Genomic DNA, 16,833 nt, shown 5'->3' with positions numbered 1-16,833 from the left:
GCGGGGGGTCGCCCAGCCGCTGTTCCGTCAGTCGGGCAGCGCCTCCCGCGAGGGCCCGCGCGGCACCCCGTACGGCGCCCCGCGCGAAGCCCCGTACGCCACCTCCAGCCGGACCCCCGGCCGCAGCCCCCACCCGGCGAACGCGCCCGCCGCCGCCTCCAGGACGTGCCGCGAGCGCAGCCGCGGGCGGCCGAGCCGGCCCGGCGGCATCGTGCGCACCGCCAGCACGTTCAACCCCCGGTCCAGGTACGCCACATCGATCGCGAAGCGCATCCGGAACGTGTGGATGCTGCCCGCCGGGGTCAGCAGCAGCGCGCCCTCGATCCCGTCGCGGCCGAGCAGCCCCCGGGTCCGGGCCCGGTACGAGGCCGCCACCTCCAGCGGGATCCCGGCCCGCGCCCCGGCCACCGCGAGGGTGCCGGTCCCGTCCTGCCAGCGTCGTCCAGCCATGCCGGCCAGGGTAGGAGCACCTGCGCCGGGCCGGCCCCGCAATGGCCGGAATGGGCCCACGGGCCCATGTCCGGGCCGCGATCACCGCACTAGGGTCGGCCCGTGGCCCTCGTCGTGATCATCCTGGCGGCCGCCGCCTTCGGCGCCGCGGCCGGGCTGCTCCTGCCCCGGGCCCTGTACCGGCTGGCCGTCCCCCCGGACACCCCGTGGCGCGCCGACTGCCCCGCCGGTCACCCCCTCACCGGCCCGGCCGCCGGCTGGCTCGGCCCGGCCCGCTGCGGCGGCGCCTCCTACGGCGTCCGCCCCCTGCCCGCCGCCCTCACCACCGCCGCCCTGTGCGCCGCGCTCGCGGCCGCCGCCGGGCCGGTGCCGGAAGCGGCGGTCTGGGTGCTGCTCGCGCCGTTCGTCGTGCTGCTCGCCCGGGTGGACCGGGCCGTGCACCGGCTGCCCGACGTCCTGACCCTGCCGCTCGCCCTCGCCGCCACCGCCCTGCTGGGCCTCGCCGCACTCACCGGCCGGGCCGACGGCCACTGGGGACGGGCCGCACTCGGCGGACTCGCGCTGGGAGCGGCGTACCTCGCGCTCTTCCTGATCAACCCGCAGGGCATGGGCTTCGGCGACGTCAAGCTGGCGCTCGCCCTGGGGGTCCCTCTTGGGTGGTACGGGTGGGGGGTATGGCTCGCGGGAGCCTTCCTCGGCTTCCTCTACGGCGCCCTCTACGGCCTCGCACTGGTCCTGAGCGGCCGCGCAGGCCGCCGCACGGCCCTCGCCTTCGGCCCCTTCATGGCGGCCGGAGCCTTCACCGGAGTGCTGCTGGGCGGTTTCGGAGAGTGATCGTGACGCGCCGATGCGCGCATCTCGCTTTACGAAGGGTTATGGTGGAACCCCCCCCTCGGGCCGGTCCGTATCCCCCCCACGGACCGGCCCGTTTTTCGTGTCCCCGGCAGGCGCCACCGCCGCGGACACGAAAGCGCAGGTCAGCCGCGCTGGGCCCAGATGTTCGTGCCGGGGGTGGACACCGCGAAGGAATCGATCTCCTTCAGCTCCTGCTCCGACAGCGGCGCACCGGCCAGGGCCGCCACGTTCTCCTCCAGCTGCGCCACGCTCGACGCCCCGATCAGCGCCGAGGTCATCCGCGGGTCCCGCAGCACCCACGTCAGCGCGAGCTGGGCCAGCGACTGGCCGCGCCGGGCCGCGATGTCGTTCAGCCCGTTCAGCCGCCGGACCACCTCGTCCGACAGCAGGTCCGGGCTGAGGGACTTGCCCTGGGTGGCACGCGAGCCCTCAGGGATGCCCTTCAGGTACTTGCCGGTGAGCAGGCCCTGGGCGAGCGGCACGAAGGAGATGCAGCCCATGCCCGCCTCCTCCAGGGTGTCGAGCAGCCCGTCCTCCTCCGTCCAGCGGTTGATCATGGAGTACGAGGGCTGGTGGATCAGCGGACGCACCCCCATGTCGGTCAGGATCCGCACCGCCTCGGCGGTCTGCTCCGCCGTGTAGGAGGAGACGCCCACGTACAGCGCCTTGCCCTGCTGTACCGCGGACGCCAGGGCGCCCATGGTCTCCTCCAGCGGGGTGTGCGGGTCGAAGCGGTGCGAGTAGAAGATGTCGACGTAGTCGAGACCCATCCGCTCCAGCGAGGCGTCGAGCGAGCCCAGCAGGTACTTGCGGCTGCCCCACTCGCCGTACGGACCGGGGTGCATCAGGTAGCCGGCCTTGGTGGAGATCACCAGCTCGTGCCGGTACGCGGCGAAGTCCTGCGCATGGATCTTGCCGTAGTTCAGCTCGGCGGAGCCGGGCGGCGGACCGTAGTTGTTGGCCAGGTCGAAATGGGTCACGCCGAGGTCGAAGGCCCGGCGCAGGATCGCGCGCTGGGACTCCAGGGACTTGTCGTCGCCGAAGTTGTGCCAGAGGCCGAGGGAGATCGCGGGGAGCTTGAGGCCGCTGCGGCCGCTGCGCCGGTACTCCATGGAGTCGTAGCGGGCGGAGTCTGCCCGATAGGGATTGTTATCAGTCACGATGTCCTCCCTATCACGCACTTGTGACAGACCGAGTTGGGTCAGGCCTCCCGGCGCGCAGTAATGTTTGGCGCAGTCGGGGGGCTGGCAAATCGCACGGGGGCTCGGCACGGAGGGGCTGGAAGATCGTGAAGCTGCGCGACCTGGTGTACAGGCTGTACGCACGCCGGGTGGAAGGCCGCCTCGACCATGACGCGGTGCCCAAGCACATCGGCGTCATCCTCGACGGCAACCGGCGCTGGGCGAAGGCCGCCGGCGGCACCACCGAGCAGGGCCACCAGGCCGGCGCCGACAAGATCACCGAGCTGCTCGGCTGGTGCGAGGAGACGGACGTCGAGGTCGTCACCCTCTGGATGCTGTCCACGGACAACCTGGACCGCCCCGAGGTCGAGCTCCGCCCGCTGCTGAACATCATCGAGAACACCGTCCGCGGGCTCGCCGCGAACGGCCGCTGGCGCGTCCACCACGTCGGCAACCTCGACATCCTGCCCGCGCAGACCCAGTCCGTGCTCAAGGAGGCCGAGCAGGCCACCGACGGGCACACCGGGATACTCGTCAACGTCGCCGTGGGCTACGGCGGCCGCCAGGAGATCGCCGACGCGGTCCGCTCGCTGCTGCTGGAGCACCACGAGAAGGGCACCTCCGTCGAGGAGCTCGCCGAGATCCTGGACGTCGACCACATCTCGGAGCACCTCTACACCCGCGGCCAGCCCGACCCCGACCTGGTCATCCGCACCAGCGGCGAGCAGCGGCTCTCCGGGTTCATGCTCTGGCAGAGCGCGCACTCCGAGTACTACTTCTGCGAGGTCTTCTGGCCGGCCTTCCGCAAGGTCGACTTCCTCCGGGCACTGCGCGACTACGCGGCCCGGCACCGCCGCTACGGCATCTGACCCGGCAGGACCCCGCCCCGGGCCGTACCCCCCTCTGGGCCTTCACCACGGATTCACCGAGCGTCCGTCATATGCCATGGCATGCCCGCGCATGTTCGAGGGAATACCCCAAGCAGGTCGACGCCCGATCCACGGGTGTCGAGTCTCAGCGGACGGCACAGGCGCCGTCCGTCCGGGAGGCCCGTTGCAACCAGGACGCGCGTGCAGCTCGCACGGACGCCAGGGAGGGCCGGAATCGGCCCGTGCACTGCGGCCGATGACCGGTCCGGTCTTCATGGCCCGACCTCTTCCGAGGGGGTACGTCCTTCCGTGGTGACCAGCACAAAGCGCCGCCTGCCCGACAGGCGGACCTACGTCCTCGACACCAGTGTCCTGCTGGCAGACCCCAACGCCTTCCGGCGGTTCGACGAGCACGAGGTCGTGCTCCCGATCGTCGTGATCACGGAGCTGGAGGCCAAGCGGCACCATCCCGAACTCGGCTACTTCGCCCGGCAGGCACTGCGCCTGCTCGACGACTTCCGGGTCCGGTACGGCCGCCTCGACGCCCCCATTCCGCTGGGCGAGCTGGGCGGAACCCTGCGTGTCGAGCTCAACCACTCCGATCCGGGCGTGCTGCCCGCGGGCTTCAGACTGGGGGACAACGACTCGCGGATCCTCGCGGTCGCCCGCAACCTGCAGGCCGAGGGCTACGACGTCACGGTGGTGTCGAAGGATCTCCCGCTGCGCATCAAAGCCTCCTCCGTGGGGCTGCTCGCCGAGGAGTACCGCGCCGAGCTCGCGATCACGGACGCCGGCTGGACCGGCATGAGCGAGCTGTCGCTCTCCGGCGAGCAGGTCGACCTCCTCTACTCCGAGGAGCGGCTCCACGTGCCGGAGGCCACGGAACTCCCCGTGCACACCGGCCTGGTCCTCACCTCCGAGCGGGGCCGGGCGCTGGGCCGGGTCACGCCCGACGGGAACGTCCGGCTGGTCCGCGGCGACCGGGAGGCGTTCGGCATCCACGGCCGCAGCGCCGAACAGCGCATCGCGCTGGACCTGCTGCTGGACCCGGAGGTCGGGATCGTCTCCATGGGCGGCCGGGCCGGCACCGGGAAGTCCGCGCTGGCGCTGTGCGCCGGCCTGGAAGCGGTTCTCGAACGGCGGCAGCACCAGAAGGTGATGGTCTTCCGGCCGCTGTACGCGGTGGGCGGGCAGGAGCTCGGCTACCTGCCGGGCACCGAGGCCGAGAAGATGAGCCCGTGGGCGCAGGCCGTCTTCGACACCCTCTCGGCGGTCGCCGGGCGGGAGGTCATCGAGGAGGTGCTGGGCCGCGGCATGCTGGAAGTGCTGCCGCTCACTCACATCCGCGGCCGTTCGCTGCACGACGCGTTCGTCATCGTGGACGAGGCCCAGTCGCTGGAACGGAACGTCCTGCTGACCGTTCTGTCCCGGATCGGGGCCAATTCCCGGGTTGTTCTGACCCATGACGTGGCCCAGCGGGACAATTTGCGCGTGGGCCGGTACGACGGAGTGGTCGCCGTCGTTGAGAAACTGAAGGGGCATCCGCTCTTCGCCCACGTCACGCTGACCCGCTCCGAGCGGTCCCCGATCGCCGCCCTGGTGACCGAAATGCTCGAAACGGTCTAACTGTCCGAAAGGGCAGTTATGTTGGACGCCGTCCGGCAAAGGCGAAGAGCCTAGTCGGGCGGCGTTCCGCTGCGCAGGGTTTTCCCCAAACCTCTTGCTCCCGTGCAGGTGTGAGCTTTCACACGTGGCCGGGAATTGCCTCCGCATGTCCACGTCCGGCAGAGTCTTGCTTCCGTCAGGCCCCGCATACGGCACACCTGTATCTCCTGGACCCCCAGGCGGTGCAGGAGCACGACGACAACTCCACACACGACGCCGTATGCCGCCCGGAGCACCACGAGGCACTCCCCGCAAGGGAGTTGCCCACGGGCCAGCGCCTCCAGTGACCGTCGCAACCGGAGGACCGTGCCAGGGGCACTATTGCGTCCGCGAGGTCACCGCTGCGGACGTCGCTGGAAGGAAACCGTGTGAGCCGGATCTCGGTTCGGGGCATCGCCGTGGCGTCCGCCACTGCCGTCACCACCGTCGGCGCCGTCGTGGGAGTCGCAGCTGGCGACACCCAGCCCACGACCGACCTTGAGACGACCGCCGCCGGTACGACGCTCCTCACCGACATCCCGGTCGGCGAGCAGGCCCAGGTCCAGACCGCGTCCCTGACGCAGCAGGCCGACGCTTTTGCCTTCCAGGCCGACGCGGACGCCAAGAAGGCCGCGGAGGAGTCCGCCCGTCTGCAGGCCGCCAAGGACGCCAAGTCCAAGAAGGCCGATGCCGAGGCGAAGGCCAAGAAGGAGCGCGAGGCCAAGGAAGAGGCGGCGAGCCGTTCCGCGGTCCGCGACGCCGGTTCCTTCGCCCCGAAGTCCTCGTACACGGTCGCCCAGGTCAAGGCCATCGCCCGGCAGATGATCCCGGCCGGCCAGTTCCAGTGCTTCAGCAACATCGTGAACCACGAGTCGACCTGGAACTACCGCGCGGTCAACCCCTCTTCGGGTGCGTACGGTCTCGTCCAGGCCCTGCCGGGCACCAAGATGTCCTCGGCCGGCGCCGACTGGCGGACCAACCCCGCGACCCAGATCAAGTGGGGCCTCAACTACATGAACGAGCGCTACGGCAGCCCCTGCGGCGCCTGGAGCTTCTGGCAGGCCAACCACTGGTACTAGGCCTCCGGCCCACCGCCCTCCGGGCGCGGCCTCGAGATCCGGCTGATGGAGCCCCCCTCCGTACTACGGCGGGGGGCTCCTCGCGTGTACGGTCGGCCGTGTCGTACCGACGGGGGGCGGGGGAAAGGATCCAGATGTCGAAGGAGCCGGGACACACGCCGGCGGGCTGGCTCGGCCGGCTCGGCAAGGCGCTGCCCGCGCGCGAACCGGAGGACGGCGGCGGCACCGGGCCCGCAGCGGAACCCGAACCCGCGCCGGAGCCCCCGCCATCCGCGCCGCCCGCGCCCAGGCCGCGGGCGATGCCCGACCCGGTGAGCGTGGTGCCGTGGGGCATCCGGGTCGCCGCGGAGGCCAGCTGGCGGCTGCTGCTGGTGGCCGCCCTGCTCTGGGTGCTGATGCGGGTCATCAGCGAGGTCCGCCTCGTGGTCCTCGCGTTCGCCGCGGCCCTGCTGGTCACGGCGCTCCTCCAGCCGTTCGTGGTCCGGCTGCGCCGCCTCGGGCTGCCCCGCGGGCTGGCGACCGCCGTCACCGCGATCACCGGCTTCGTGATCATCGGGCTGGTCGGCTGGTTCGTGGTCTGGCAGGTCATGGAGAACCTCGACGACCTGTCCGACCGGCTCCGCGACGGCATCGACGAGCTGAAGCGCGCCGCGCTCAACAGCCCGTTCCACGTCACCGAGAAGCAGATCAACGACATCGCGAAGAACCTCAGCGAGACGATCGGCACCAACACCGACGAGATCACCTCCGCCGGCCTCCAGGGCGTCACGGTGATGGTCGAGGTACTGACCGGCATCCTCCTCGCGATGTTCTCCACCCTGTTCCTGCTCTACGACGGCAAGCGGATCTGGCAGTGGACGCTGGGCCTGGTCCCCGCCATCGCCCGGACCGGGGTGGCGGGCGCGGGCCCGCGGGCCTGGCGGACCCTCACCGCGTACGTGCGCGGCACGGTCATCGTCGCCCTCATCGACGCCATCTTCATCGGCCTCGGCATCTACTTCCTGGACGTGCCGATGGCGGTGCCGCTGGCCGTCTTCATCTTCCTGTTCGCCTTCATCCCGCTGGTCGGAGCCGTGGTCTCGGGAGCCCTCGCGGTGGTCGTGGCCCTGGTGACCCAGGGCCTGGTGACGGCTCTGCTGGTGCTGGCGGTGGTCCTCGCCGTCCAGCAGATCGAGGGGCACGTGCTCCAGCCGTTCATCCTCGGCCGGGCGGTACGGGTGCACCCCCTCGCGGTGGTGCTCTCCGTCGCGGCAGGTGGGATGATCGCGGGGATCGGGGGCGCGGTGGTCGCGGTCCCGCTGGTCGCCGTCACCAACACCGTGATCGGCTACCTGCGGGCGTACTCCCGTGAAGAGGAGCTGCGGATCGGGCCGGGCCCACACGGCGCCACGGCGGTATCGGCGGCTCCCGCCGACCGGGGGGACACCAGAGGTGATATCCGAGCCTGAGCTCGATGGAGGATACGACCCGCCGCCCGCGCCCTGGGGGAGCGCGGCGGCGGACGGCGGGGAGGGGGACCCCCAGGACGCGCCCCGTACGCGCGGCGGGGGCCGGTGGCGGGCCTGGGCATGGGCCCTGGGCGGCGCCCTCCTCGCCTCCGCGGTCTGGGCGGGCGTGCTCTACCGGGCCACCGCCCCGGAACCCGCACCGGAGGTGGCGTACCGGTCCGGGGACGCGGTCTGCGACCGGTTCAAAGCGGCGGCCCTGACCCGGCTGCTGGGCAAGACGGTCAGTCAGGGCGGCGGCGTCCGGCAGGAGACGGCGGTGCTCGACCGCACCACCTGCGCGCGGGACGCCGAAGGGGGGACCGAGACCGAGGAGCACCCCGACTACACCCGCCGGCACTGGGTGATGCTCGACCTGACCCTGCACAAGAAGGTCGACCCGGAGACCGAGTTCGAGGCCACGGCCCGCTTCGGCGACTGGTGGACCACGGCGGCGCCGGAGCCCGAGGCGGTGCCGGGCCTGGGGGAGCACGCCCTGATGACCAAGGACGAGGGCGGCGGGACCTGGAAGCTGCGGGTGCTCGACGGCGGAGCGGTCTTCACCCTGTCGGTCATGGTCCTCCAGGACTACAACGGAATGGACGTGGAGGACGGCGGCCCGCGGCCCGACGAGCCGAGGACCGACTCGGCCGCGGTGCAGGCGGCCATGATCCAGGACATGCGCGCACTGATGACCACGGTCGCGCTGGAGAAGTGATCCCAGTGATCACGTCGAACGGGGGAACAGCGGGTGATTTCCGAGCCTGAGCTCGACAGTCCTTTCCTGCCGCCGGAGCGGCGCGGCGGACCGGCCGGTCCCGAGGAGGTCCGGGCCGAACGGCCGCCCGGCCCGCGCCGGGCCTGGGCGTGGACGCTGCTCGGCGCCGTCGTGGCCTCGGCCGCCTGGGGCGGTGTGCTGTACACGGCGGGCGGCGGGGAGGACTCCCCGGTGCTGCGCCACCGCAAGCCGGTCAACCTCTGCGACGAGGTACGGGTGCAGGCCCTGAGCCGGGTGCTGGGCGCGCTGCGCAACGAGACCACCCGGGCCGAGGCGGAGCATCCGGCCGTGGACTGGTTCAGCTGCGCGCTGCGGGCCGAGGAGCTGCCGAAGACCGGCAAGGACGGGCAGCCGGTGGATGGCTGGACCCGGACCAGCCAGGTGATCGTCACCATGGCCGTGCACCGCACGGGCGATCCGGAGCCGGGGTACGACGCCGACCTCGACCACGTGTCGTGGCGCGGCGAGGAGGAGATCAAGCGGGAGCAGGTGCCGGGGCTGGGGGAGCAGGCGCTGCTGGCCACCGGCGCCACCCTGGAGGGGCCTCAGCTGCGGGTGGTCGACGGGACCACCGTGTTCACGCTGACCGCCGTCCAGGGGTACAACTACTCCGGCGAGAACGGGCCGACGGAACCGGAGCCGGAGGACCGGGTGGACGAGACCGAGCTGCACGCCGCCATGATCGAGGACATGCAGACGCTGGTGACCACGCTGGCGGAGTGACGGGCTCCGGGACCATGCGAAGGGCCCCCGGCGCACGGGACGTGCACCGGGGGCCCGGGGTTCGCTCGGCGGTCGCCTACTCGGCGAGCAGCGCCTCCGCGTCCAGCGTGACGCCGACGGCCTGGATCACCGAGGCGATCTTGACGGCCTCCTGGATCGTCTCGCGGTCGACACCGGCCGCGCGGAGCACCTGCTCGTGCGAGTCGAGGCACTGGCCGCAGCCGTTGATCGCGGAGACCGCGAGGGACCACAGCTCGAAGTCGACCTTCTCCACGCCCGGGTTGCCGATGACGTTCATCCGCAGACCGGCCCGCATCGTGCCGTACTCCGGGTCGGAGAGCAGGTGGCGGGTGCGGTAGAAGACGTTGTTCATCGCCATGATCGCGGCGGCCGACTTGGCGGCGGCGTAGGCCTCGGGCTTGAGGTTGGCCTTCGCCTCCGGCTCCAGCTCACGCAGCACCTTCGGGGAGCGCGAGGCGATCGCGCACGCCAGGACGGTGCCCCACAGCTGCTGCTGCGGCAGGTCGCTGTTGCCGATGACCGAGCCGAGGTTCAGCTTCAGGTCCTTGGCGAAGTCCGGTATGGCGGCCTTCAGTTCGTCGAGGGCCACGGGTCACTCACCGGCCAGCAGGGCGCCGGCGTCCAGGGTGTTCTCGCCCTTGTTCCAGTTGCAGGGGCACAGCTCGTCGGTCTGCAGGGCGTCGAGGACCCGCAGGACCTCCTTGGGGTTGCGGCCCACGGAACCGGCGGTGACCATCGAGAACTGGATCTCGTTGTTCTGGTCCACGATGAAGACGGCGCGCTGCGCGAAGCCGTCCTCGCCCTGCACGCCACAGGCCTGCATGAGCTCGTGCTTCGAGTCGGCCAGCATCGGGAAGGGCAGGTCACGCAGGTCGGCGTGGTCCTTGCGCCAGGCGTGGTGCACGAACTCGGAGTCGCCGGAGACACCCAGGACCTGCGCGTCGCGGTCCGCGAACTCGTCGTTCAGCTTGCCGAACGCGGCGATCTCGGTCGGGCAGACGAAGGTGAAGTCCTTCGGCCAGAAGAACACCACGCGCCACTTGCCCTCGTAGGACTTGTGGTCGATCTGAGCGAACTCCTTGCCGGCTTCCAGCGAGACGCAAGCGGTCAGATCGTACGAGGGGAACTTGTCACCGACAGTGAGCACGTGCTCTCCTTGCGGAACGGAAGTATCACCCTTTTGGGGCGTTTGATGCTTCCTGAGGGGGTTGGACGGATCTCACATGCTGGCACAACGCGATTGATTACAGAAATAGCTAGCATGGAAGGACGTGATCGGAGGTACCTATCAGTGGCTGTCGGTAATAGGGGAGCCAAGCAACCCACCCTCGCCCAGCTCCGCGCCTTCGCGGCCGTCGCCGAGCACCTGCACTTCCGGGACGCGGCCGCCGCCATCGGCATGAGCCAGCCCGCCCTCTCCGGCGCCGTCTCCGCCCTGGAGGAGGCCCTCGGCGTGCAGCTGCTGGAGCGCACCACCCGCAAGGTGCTGCTCTCGCCCGCCGGAGAGAAGATCGCCGCCCGTGCCCGCACCGTCCTCGAAGCCGTCGGCACGCTGCTGGAAGAGGCGGAGGCGGTCCGCGCCCCCTTCACCGGAGTGCTGCGCCTCGGCGTCATCCCGACCGTCGCCCCGTACCTGCTGCCGACCGTGCTCTCGCTGGTCCACCGCCGCTACCCGCGGCTCGACCTCCAGGTCCACGAGGAGCAGACCGCCTCGCTGCTCGACGGGCTCGCCGCCGGCCGCCTCGACCTGCTGCTGCTCGCCGTACCGCTCGGCGTCCCCGGCGTCACCGAACTCCCCCTCTTCGACGAGGACTTCGTACTCGTCGCGCCCCGCGACCACGCGCTCGCCGGACGCCGGAACATCCCCCGCGAAGCCCTGCGCGACCTGAACCTGCTGCTCCTCGACGAGGGCCACTGCCTGCGCGACCAGGCCCTCGACATCTGCCGGGAGGCCGGGCGCACCGAGGGCGCGGCCGTCACCACCACCGCGGCCGGGCTCTCCACCCTCGTGCAGCTGGTGGCCGGCGGGCTCGGTGTCACCCTGCTGCCGCGCACCGCGCTGCGGCTGGAGACCACCCGCAACGAGCACCTGGCCACCGGGTGGTTCGAGGAGCCCGCGCCGGCCCGCCGGATCGCCCTCGCCATGCGCACCGGCACCGCCCGCCAGGAGGAGTTCGCCGAGTTCGCCGCCGCGCTCCGGGAAGCCGTACGGCCGCTGCCGGTGTGGCCCGCGGAGTAGTCCCACGGGCCGCACCGGCAGCGGCTGCCCACTCGGCCTGTCCGCCGGCTACTCCGTGCGCAGGCCGTCCGGGCGCATCAGGCGCAGCAGCGGCGGCAGGCTGAGCGCCGTCACCAGCAGGACGACCGCCGCACCGGTGCCGGACATCCAGGCCACCGAGGCCCAGTCCACCGAGACCGGGACGGCGGTCATCCGCATCAGTACGGCGCCCAGCGCCAGCCCGGTCGCGGTGGCCAGGCCCAGGCCCAGGCCGATGGGCAGGGCGGTCTGCCAGAGCACCGACAGGCTCAGGGTGCTGCGCCGGGTGCCGAAGGCCACCAGTGCCGACAGCAGCTTCTTGCGCTCGCGCAGCTGCTCCAGCTGCGAGACCAGCATGCTCGCGCCGATCAGCAGCAGCACCAGGACGGCGCCGACGTAGAGGCCGGTCCGGATGCTCGCGAACCGGTTGCTCTGCTCGGTGCTCTTCAGCGTCATGACGGTGGCCAGCGGGTCCGCCTTGAAGGCCGCGGTCCGGGCCTGCTCCATGGCGTCCGGCGCGGCCGGGTCGAGCTGCACGTAGACGGAGGAGTACCCGCTGACGCCCCGGCCCTGGGGCGCGGCGCCCGGGGTGGCGAGGATGCCGTTGCGCGTGGTGCCGGCCGGGTCGGGCCGGGCGGGCACGGCGCGTACGCCCTTCGGCACGGTCCAGGAGACCGGCGGGGCGCCCTCGGGCGAGCCGCCGACGAGCAGCCTGTCGCCGGGCACGGCCAGGGCCTTGGCGGTCGCGTCGTCGTAGCCGCCCCGGAGGAGGAAGGTGTCGCCGTCCTTGCAGGAGGGCAGGTCCGCGATCTCCCGCAGGGAGGGGCAGGAGGCGATGGTCAGATCGGTCATCCGGTCGGGATCCTTCGGGGCGACGGCGTTGACCGTGGTCAGCGGGGTCACCCCGGTGACGCCCTCGGCCCGCCGCAGCTTCTGCGACACCGTCCGGACCTGCTCGACGATGCCGGTGTCCGGGTCCTGCCCGCCGCGCACCCACACCGACATCGCGGCCCGGGACGGGTCCTGGCCGGTGGCCTTGGTGTAGTCGCTCTCGACGCCCGCGAACAGCATCTGCAGGGCGATGGCCCCGGCCACCGCGACGGCGATGCCGTTGACCAGCCGGGCCGCGGTGCCGCTGCTGAGCTGGAGCCGTCGTACCGCCAGCTGCCAGGCGACGCCGCCGCCGGACAGCCGGGACACGACCGCCTCGACCAGCCACGGCAGGATCGCGGTGATGCCGACCAGCAGCAGCACCACGCCGCCGATGACCTGCCACTGGTTGAAGTCGCCGTGCTCCCGGCCGCGACCCATCAGCGGGACCAGCAGCCCGAGTCCGGCCACCGGCATCACCAGGCGCCACCAGATCCGGCGGCGGGCCGGCTTCGCCGTGCGGACGACGCCCAGCGGCTCGATGACCACGCCGCGCAGCGCGAACAGGGTGACCGCGACGGCCGCCACGGGCACGGCCAGCGCCACCAGGACCGCCAGCCAGGGGCTCGGCGTCAGGTCGGCCGGGAACACGCTGCGGTCCAGGACCGTGAACCGGTCGGCGAACTGCCGTACCCCGTAGAAGAATCCGGCACCGAGGACCAGGCCGGTCACGGCCCCGGCGAGCGCTTCGCCGGCGGCGATCCGCCGGGCCATCCGGCTGTCCGCGCCGACCAGCCGCAGGGCGGCCAGCCGCCGGTCGCGGGCCTCGCCGCCGAACCGGACGGCGGCGGCGACGAACACGGCGACGGGCATCAGCAGGGCGACGAACACCATCACCAGCAGCAGCATCAGCACCGGGTCGAGCTTCTCCGGCCGGATGTCGTTCGCGAAGCCGGTGATCCGCTTGACGCTGCTGTCGTCGCGGAGGGTGTCGGAGCCCAGGTAGAAGGCCAGTTCGCCGGGGCCGATCAGGCCGTCGTCGGAGATGGTCTGGGTGATCGGACCGTCGAGGCGATCGCGGAGCAGTCTGCCTTCGGGTGAGCCGAGCAGGTCTTTCAGGGCGGGGGAGACGGCCAGTTCGCCGGGGCCCGGGAACCGCTTCAGGCCGGGCGGCAGCGGGGCGTCCGGGCCCTCGGGGCGCAGCTGGCCGCCGTACAGGTCCTGGTTCCGGAAGGTGGTCTGGACTTCGGCGAACAGCAGGGTGCCGGGTCCGGCCTTCTCCGCGGTGGGCGCGGTCCAGGTGCTGCGGGCGTCGCTGCGCAGGTCCCGGGCGGCCAGCGCGCCGGGCAGCGCGGTGGTGAGCAGCAGCAGCGCCGCGCCCAGGCCCACGCCGATGCCGGTCAGGAGGGTACGGGTCCAGCCCTCGCGGCCGCCGCCGAAGGCGAACCGGGCGCCCATGCGGAGGTCCTGCGACCAGGTCCTCAGGGTGCTCATATGGCGTGCTCCATGTCGCGCGAGCGGCCGTCGCGTACGACGATCTCGCGGTCGGAGTACGCGGCGACCCGGGTCTCGTGGGTGACCAGGACGACGGCGGCGTTCGTGGCGCGGGCGGCCTCGGTGAGCAGCTGCATCACGCGCTCGCCGTTGAGGGAGTCCAGGGCGCCGGTGGGTTCGTCGGCGAAGACCACGCGGGGGCCGGTGACCAGCGAGCGGGCCACGGCGACGCGCTGGCCCTGGCCGCCGGAGACCTCGCCGGGGCGCTTGTCCTTGAGGCCGTCGACCTCCAGCTTGCGCATCCAGTCGAGGGCGGTGCGCTCGGCCTGGCGGCGGCCGGCCCCGTTCAGGCGGAGCGGGAGGGCGACGTTCTCCACGCAGGTCAGTTCGGGGACGAGCTGGCCGAACTGGAAGACGAAGCCGAACTCGCTGCGGCGCAGGGCGCTTCGCTCGCGGTCGGACATGGCCGTGAGGTCGCGGCCCGCGTAGGTGATGGTGCCGGAGTCCGGGGTGACGATGCCGGCCAGGCAGTGCAGCAGGGTCGACTTGCCGGATCCGGAGGGGCCCATGATGGCGACGACCTCGCCGGGGTGGATGGCGAAGCCGGCGCCGTCGAGGGCGTGCGTGGGGCCGTACGTCTTGCGCAGGTCCGTGGCGGTGAGCAGGGAGCCGGCGGGGGCGGCGTGGGCCGTCATCGGCGTACCTCCTGGGCGAGCTGGTCGAGGCGGGCGGCGGTGAGTTCGAGCCACCGGAGGTCCGCTTCGAGGTGGAACAGGGCGTGGTCGCACACGAGCTGGTCGGCGAGGTCGCCCTTGCGCTTGCGGGTGGTGAGGATGCGCATGAGGCGCAGGTGCTCGGCGCGCTGGGTGTCGAGCAGGTCCTGGGCGCTGCGGCCGGTGAGCAGCGCGAGGACGACCTTGGTGTAGAGGGTGGACTGGAGGTACGGCTCCGGCTTCTCCGGCTGCGCGAGCCAGGCGGCGACGTCGGTGATGCCGGCGTCGGTGATGGCGTACCGCTTGCGGTCGGGGCCGTCGCCGGGCTCTATCCCCTCGACCTCGACGAGGCCGTTCTTGAGCAGGCGGGACATGGTCGAGTAGACCTGCCCGTATGCGAGGGGGCGGTCGTGGCCGAACTTGTCGTCGAAGGCGCGCTTGAGGTCGTAGCCGTGGCGGGGGCCGGTCTCCAGGAGCGCGAGCAGTGTGTGACCGATGGACATGGCTCGACTGTACACGGTGTGTATACCTCGTGTGTATACGCGAAGTGCTTACGTTGCCGACGGCGCAGATCGGTCCGCCGCCCCCGTTATGTTTTTCGCGGTCCTGCAAGAGGGCCGCTGGCCTCCGGGCCCGGCATGACTGTTGCCCCCTGTCGAACGGATGACCTGGGGGGGGTGGTGTCACCGGGTCCGAGGGGTGCCGTCGGAGACGCTGATGAGAGGTCCGACCACCGCCCGGCCGGGCGCAATGCCCGGCCGTTCGCGGGCGGCAGGTCTGCATAACGTGGATGCGCGAGAACGGCCCCGACGCCCAGGCCAGCACCGGTATTGAGCGAGTGGGGGGCACCGTGATCGACACCAGCAGCGTGGGCGTCTTCCTCGGCCTGGACGTCGGCAAGAGCACACACCACGGCCACGGGCTGACCCCGGCCGGCAAGAAGGTCTTCGACAAACCGCTGCCCAATAGCGAACCCAAGCTGCGGGCCGTCTTCGACAAGCTGCGAGACAAGTTCGGCACGGTCCTGGTGATCGTGGACCAGCCCGCCTCGATCGGGGCTCTGCCGCTGACGGTCGCCCGCGATCCGGGCTGCCAGGTCGCCTACCTGCCCGGACTGGCGATGCGGCGGATCGCCGACCTCTACCCCGGTGAGGCCAAGACCGACGCGAAGGGCGCCGCGGTGATCGCGGACGCCGCCCGCACCATGCCGCACACCCTGCGTTCGCTGGAGCTGACCGACGAGATCACTGCCGAGCTCACTGTTCTGGTGGGCTTCGACCAGGACCTCGCGGCCGAGGCCACCCGCACGTCCAACCGGATACGCGGCCTGCTCACCCAGTTCCACCCCAGCCTGGAACGCGCCCTCGGTACCCGCCTCGACCACCAGGCTGTCACCTGGCTGCTGGAACGCTACGGATCCCCGGCCGCACTGCGAAAGGCGGGCCGCCGCAGACTCGTCGAAGTGATCCGCCCCAAGGCCCTACGGATGGCCGCCCGGCTGATCGACGAGGTCTTCGACGCGCTCGACGAGCAGACCGTCGTCGTCCCGGGAACCGGCACCCTCGACATCGTGATCCCCTCCCTGGCCCGCTCGCTCGCGGCCGTCCACGAACAACGCCGGGCCCTGGAAGCCCAGATCAACGAGCTGCTGGAGGCCCACCCTCTTTCCCAGGTCCTGACGTCGCTGCCCGGCGTCGGCGTCAGGACCGCCGCAGTTCTCCTGGTCACCGTCGGCGACGGCACCAGCTTCCCCACCGCCGCCCACCTCGCCTCCTACGCCGGCCTCGCCCCCACCACGAAACGGTCGGGTACTTCCATCCACGGCGAACACGCACCCAGTGGCGGCAACCGGCAGCTCAAACGCGCGATGTTCCTGTCCGCGTTCGCCGCCCTGCACGACCCCGCCTCGCGCACCTACTACGACCGCTGCCGGGCCCGGGGCAAGACCCACACACAGGCCCTTCTCCGCTTGGCCCGGCAGCGCATCAGCGTCCTGTTCGCCATGCTCCGCGATGGAACCTTCTACGGATCACGCCTCCCCGAAGCGGTCGCTGCATGACCAGCTCAGGCTTGACGAAAGACATAGAGGCACCCCCCACCCTGCGTTCAGGGGTGGGAGGGTTTTAGGGCTAGGGCGTGGTGCTCGTAGGGGCGTAGGACGGAGTTCGGAAGGCTTCAATTTGGAGGAGTAACTTAGACGGGAGGGGGGGGGGGGGCCGGGGGCGGGGGAACCCCCCCCCCCCCCACAAACCCCCCCCCCCCCCCCCCCCGCCCCCCCCCCCCCCCCCCCCACCCCCCCCCCCCCCCCCCCCCCCCCCCCCCCCCCCCCCCCCCCCCCCCCCCCCCCCCCACCCCCCCCCCCCCCCCCCCCCCCCCCCCCCCCCCCCCCCCCCCCCCCCCCCCCCCCCCCCCCCC

16 protein-coding genes are annotated in these 16,833 nt (G+C 71.9%); 9 read left to right on the top strand and 7 right to left on the bottom strand.

Going from position 1 to position 16,833, the window contains the following annotated elements; all coding sequences use genetic code 11:
* Nucleotides 1–27 precede the first annotated feature (27 nt).
* Nucleotides 28–450, bottom strand: a complete 423-nt coding sequence (locus LG634_RS34035) for a DUF192 domain-containing protein (protein WP_226739801.1) — start codon at nt 448–450, stop codon at nt 28–30.
* Between the two features lie 102 nt (nt 451–552).
* Here LG634_RS34035 and LG634_RS34030 point away from each other — a divergent pair, with 102 nt between their 5' ends.
* A complete protein-coding gene (locus LG634_RS34030; RefSeq protein WP_226739799.1) occupies nt 553–1,284 on the top strand; it encodes a prepilin peptidase in 732 nt (243 codons plus the stop codon).
* A gap of 143 nt (nt 1,285–1,427) precedes the next feature.
* Here LG634_RS34030 and mgrA read toward each other — a convergent pair whose 3' ends face one another.
* Complete coding sequence (gene mgrA, locus LG634_RS34025; protein ID WP_226739797.1) at nt 1,428–2,465, bottom strand: L-glyceraldehyde 3-phosphate reductase; 1,038 nt, start codon at nt 2,463–2,465, stop codon at nt 1,428–1,430.
* A 128-nt stretch (nt 2,466–2,593) separates the two neighbouring features.
* Between mgrA and LG634_RS34020 the strand changes: the two genes are divergently transcribed.
* The 6 genes from LG634_RS34020 (at nt 2,594) to LG634_RS33995 (ending at nt 9,063) form a co-directional block, all read left to right on the top strand.
* On the top strand, nt 2,594–3,355 hold the full coding sequence (locus LG634_RS34020; protein WP_226739795.1) for an isoprenyl transferase: 762 nt from the start codon (nt 2,594–2,596) through the stop codon (nt 3,353–3,355).
* 309 nt (nt 3,356–3,664) lie between these two features.
* Nucleotides 3,665–4,981, top strand: coding sequence for an RNA 5'-3' helicase PhoH2 (gene phoH2, locus LG634_RS34015; RefSeq protein ID WP_226739794.1), 1,317 nt, complete (start codon nt 3,665–3,667; stop codon nt 4,979–4,981).
* Nucleotides 4,982–5,388: 407 nt separating this feature from the next.
* A complete protein-coding gene (locus tag LG634_RS34010) occupies nt 5,389–6,078 on the top strand; it encodes an aggregation-promoting factor C-terminal-like domain-containing protein (protein WP_226739792.1) in 690 nt (229 codons plus the stop codon).
* Nucleotides 6,079–6,212: 134 nt separating this feature from the next.
* A complete protein-coding gene (locus tag LG634_RS34005) occupies nt 6,213–7,526 on the top strand; it encodes an AI-2E family transporter (protein ID WP_226739790.1) in 1,314 nt (437 codons plus the stop codon).
* Nucleotides 7,527–7,692: 166 nt separating this feature from the next.
* Complete coding sequence (locus LG634_RS34000) at nt 7,693–8,280, top strand: hypothetical protein (RefSeq protein WP_226739788.1); 588 nt, start codon at nt 7,693–7,695, stop codon at nt 8,278–8,280.
* Between the two features lie 33 nt (nt 8,281–8,313).
* Nucleotides 8,314–9,063, top strand: a complete 750-nt coding sequence (locus tag LG634_RS33995) for a hypothetical protein (RefSeq protein WP_226739786.1) — start codon at nt 8,314–8,316, stop codon at nt 9,061–9,063.
* A gap of 76 nt (nt 9,064–9,139) precedes the next feature.
* On the opposite strand, the gene LG634_RS33990 is transcribed toward LG634_RS33995, so the two are convergent.
* Entirely contained in the window at nt 9,140–9,673 is a 534-nt protein-coding gene (locus LG634_RS33990) for an alkyl hydroperoxide reductase (RefSeq protein WP_226739784.1), read from the bottom strand.
* A 3-nt stretch (nt 9,674–9,676) separates the two neighbouring features.
* Nucleotides 9,677–10,231 carry a peroxiredoxin gene (locus LG634_RS33985; RefSeq protein WP_226739782.1) on the bottom strand — a complete coding sequence of 185 codons (555 nt, stop codon included), beginning with the start codon at nt 10,229–10,231 and terminating at the stop codon, nt 9,677–9,679.
* Between the two features lie 144 nt (nt 10,232–10,375).
* Between LG634_RS33985 and LG634_RS33980 the strand changes: the two genes are divergently transcribed.
* Entirely contained in the window at nt 10,376–11,323 is a 948-nt protein-coding gene (locus LG634_RS33980) for a hydrogen peroxide-inducible genes activator (RefSeq protein ID WP_226739780.1), read from the top strand.
* A 48-nt stretch (nt 11,324–11,371) separates the two neighbouring features.
* On the opposite strand, the gene LG634_RS33975 is transcribed toward LG634_RS33980, so the two are convergent.
* The 3 genes from LG634_RS33975 to LG634_RS33965 are packed head-to-tail and all read right to left on the bottom strand — an operon-like array spanning nt 11,372 to nt 14,921.
* Entirely contained in the window at nt 11,372–13,705 is a 2,334-nt protein-coding gene (locus LG634_RS33975) for an FtsX-like permease family protein (protein WP_226739778.1), read from the bottom strand.
* Nucleotides 13,702–14,400, bottom strand: coding sequence for an ABC transporter ATP-binding protein (locus LG634_RS33970; protein WP_226739777.1), 699 nt, complete (start codon nt 14,398–14,400; stop codon nt 13,702–13,704). The genes LG634_RS33975 and LG634_RS33970 overlap by 4 nt, the downstream gene beginning before the upstream one ends.
* Nucleotides 14,397–14,921 carry a PadR family transcriptional regulator gene (locus tag LG634_RS33965; RefSeq protein ID WP_226739775.1) on the bottom strand — a complete coding sequence of 175 codons (525 nt, stop codon included), beginning with the start codon at nt 14,919–14,921 and terminating at the stop codon, nt 14,397–14,399. The genes LG634_RS33970 and LG634_RS33965 overlap by 4 nt, the downstream gene beginning before the upstream one ends.
* A gap of 347 nt (nt 14,922–15,268) precedes the next feature.
* Between LG634_RS33965 and LG634_RS33960 the strand changes: the two genes are divergently transcribed.
* Nucleotides 15,269–16,477, top strand: a complete 1,209-nt coding sequence (locus tag LG634_RS33960) for an IS110 family RNA-guided transposase (protein ID WP_226739773.1) — start codon at nt 15,269–15,271, stop codon at nt 16,475–16,477.
* Nucleotides 16,478–16,833 lie beyond the last annotated feature (356 nt).

It is taken from the genome of Streptomyces bambusae (genome assembly GCF_020532645.1).
Classification (GTDB): Bacteria; Actinomycetota; Actinomycetes; order Streptomycetales; family Streptomycetaceae; genus Streptomyces; species Streptomyces bambusae.
This window is presented reverse-complemented; position numbering and strand designations above follow the sequence as displayed.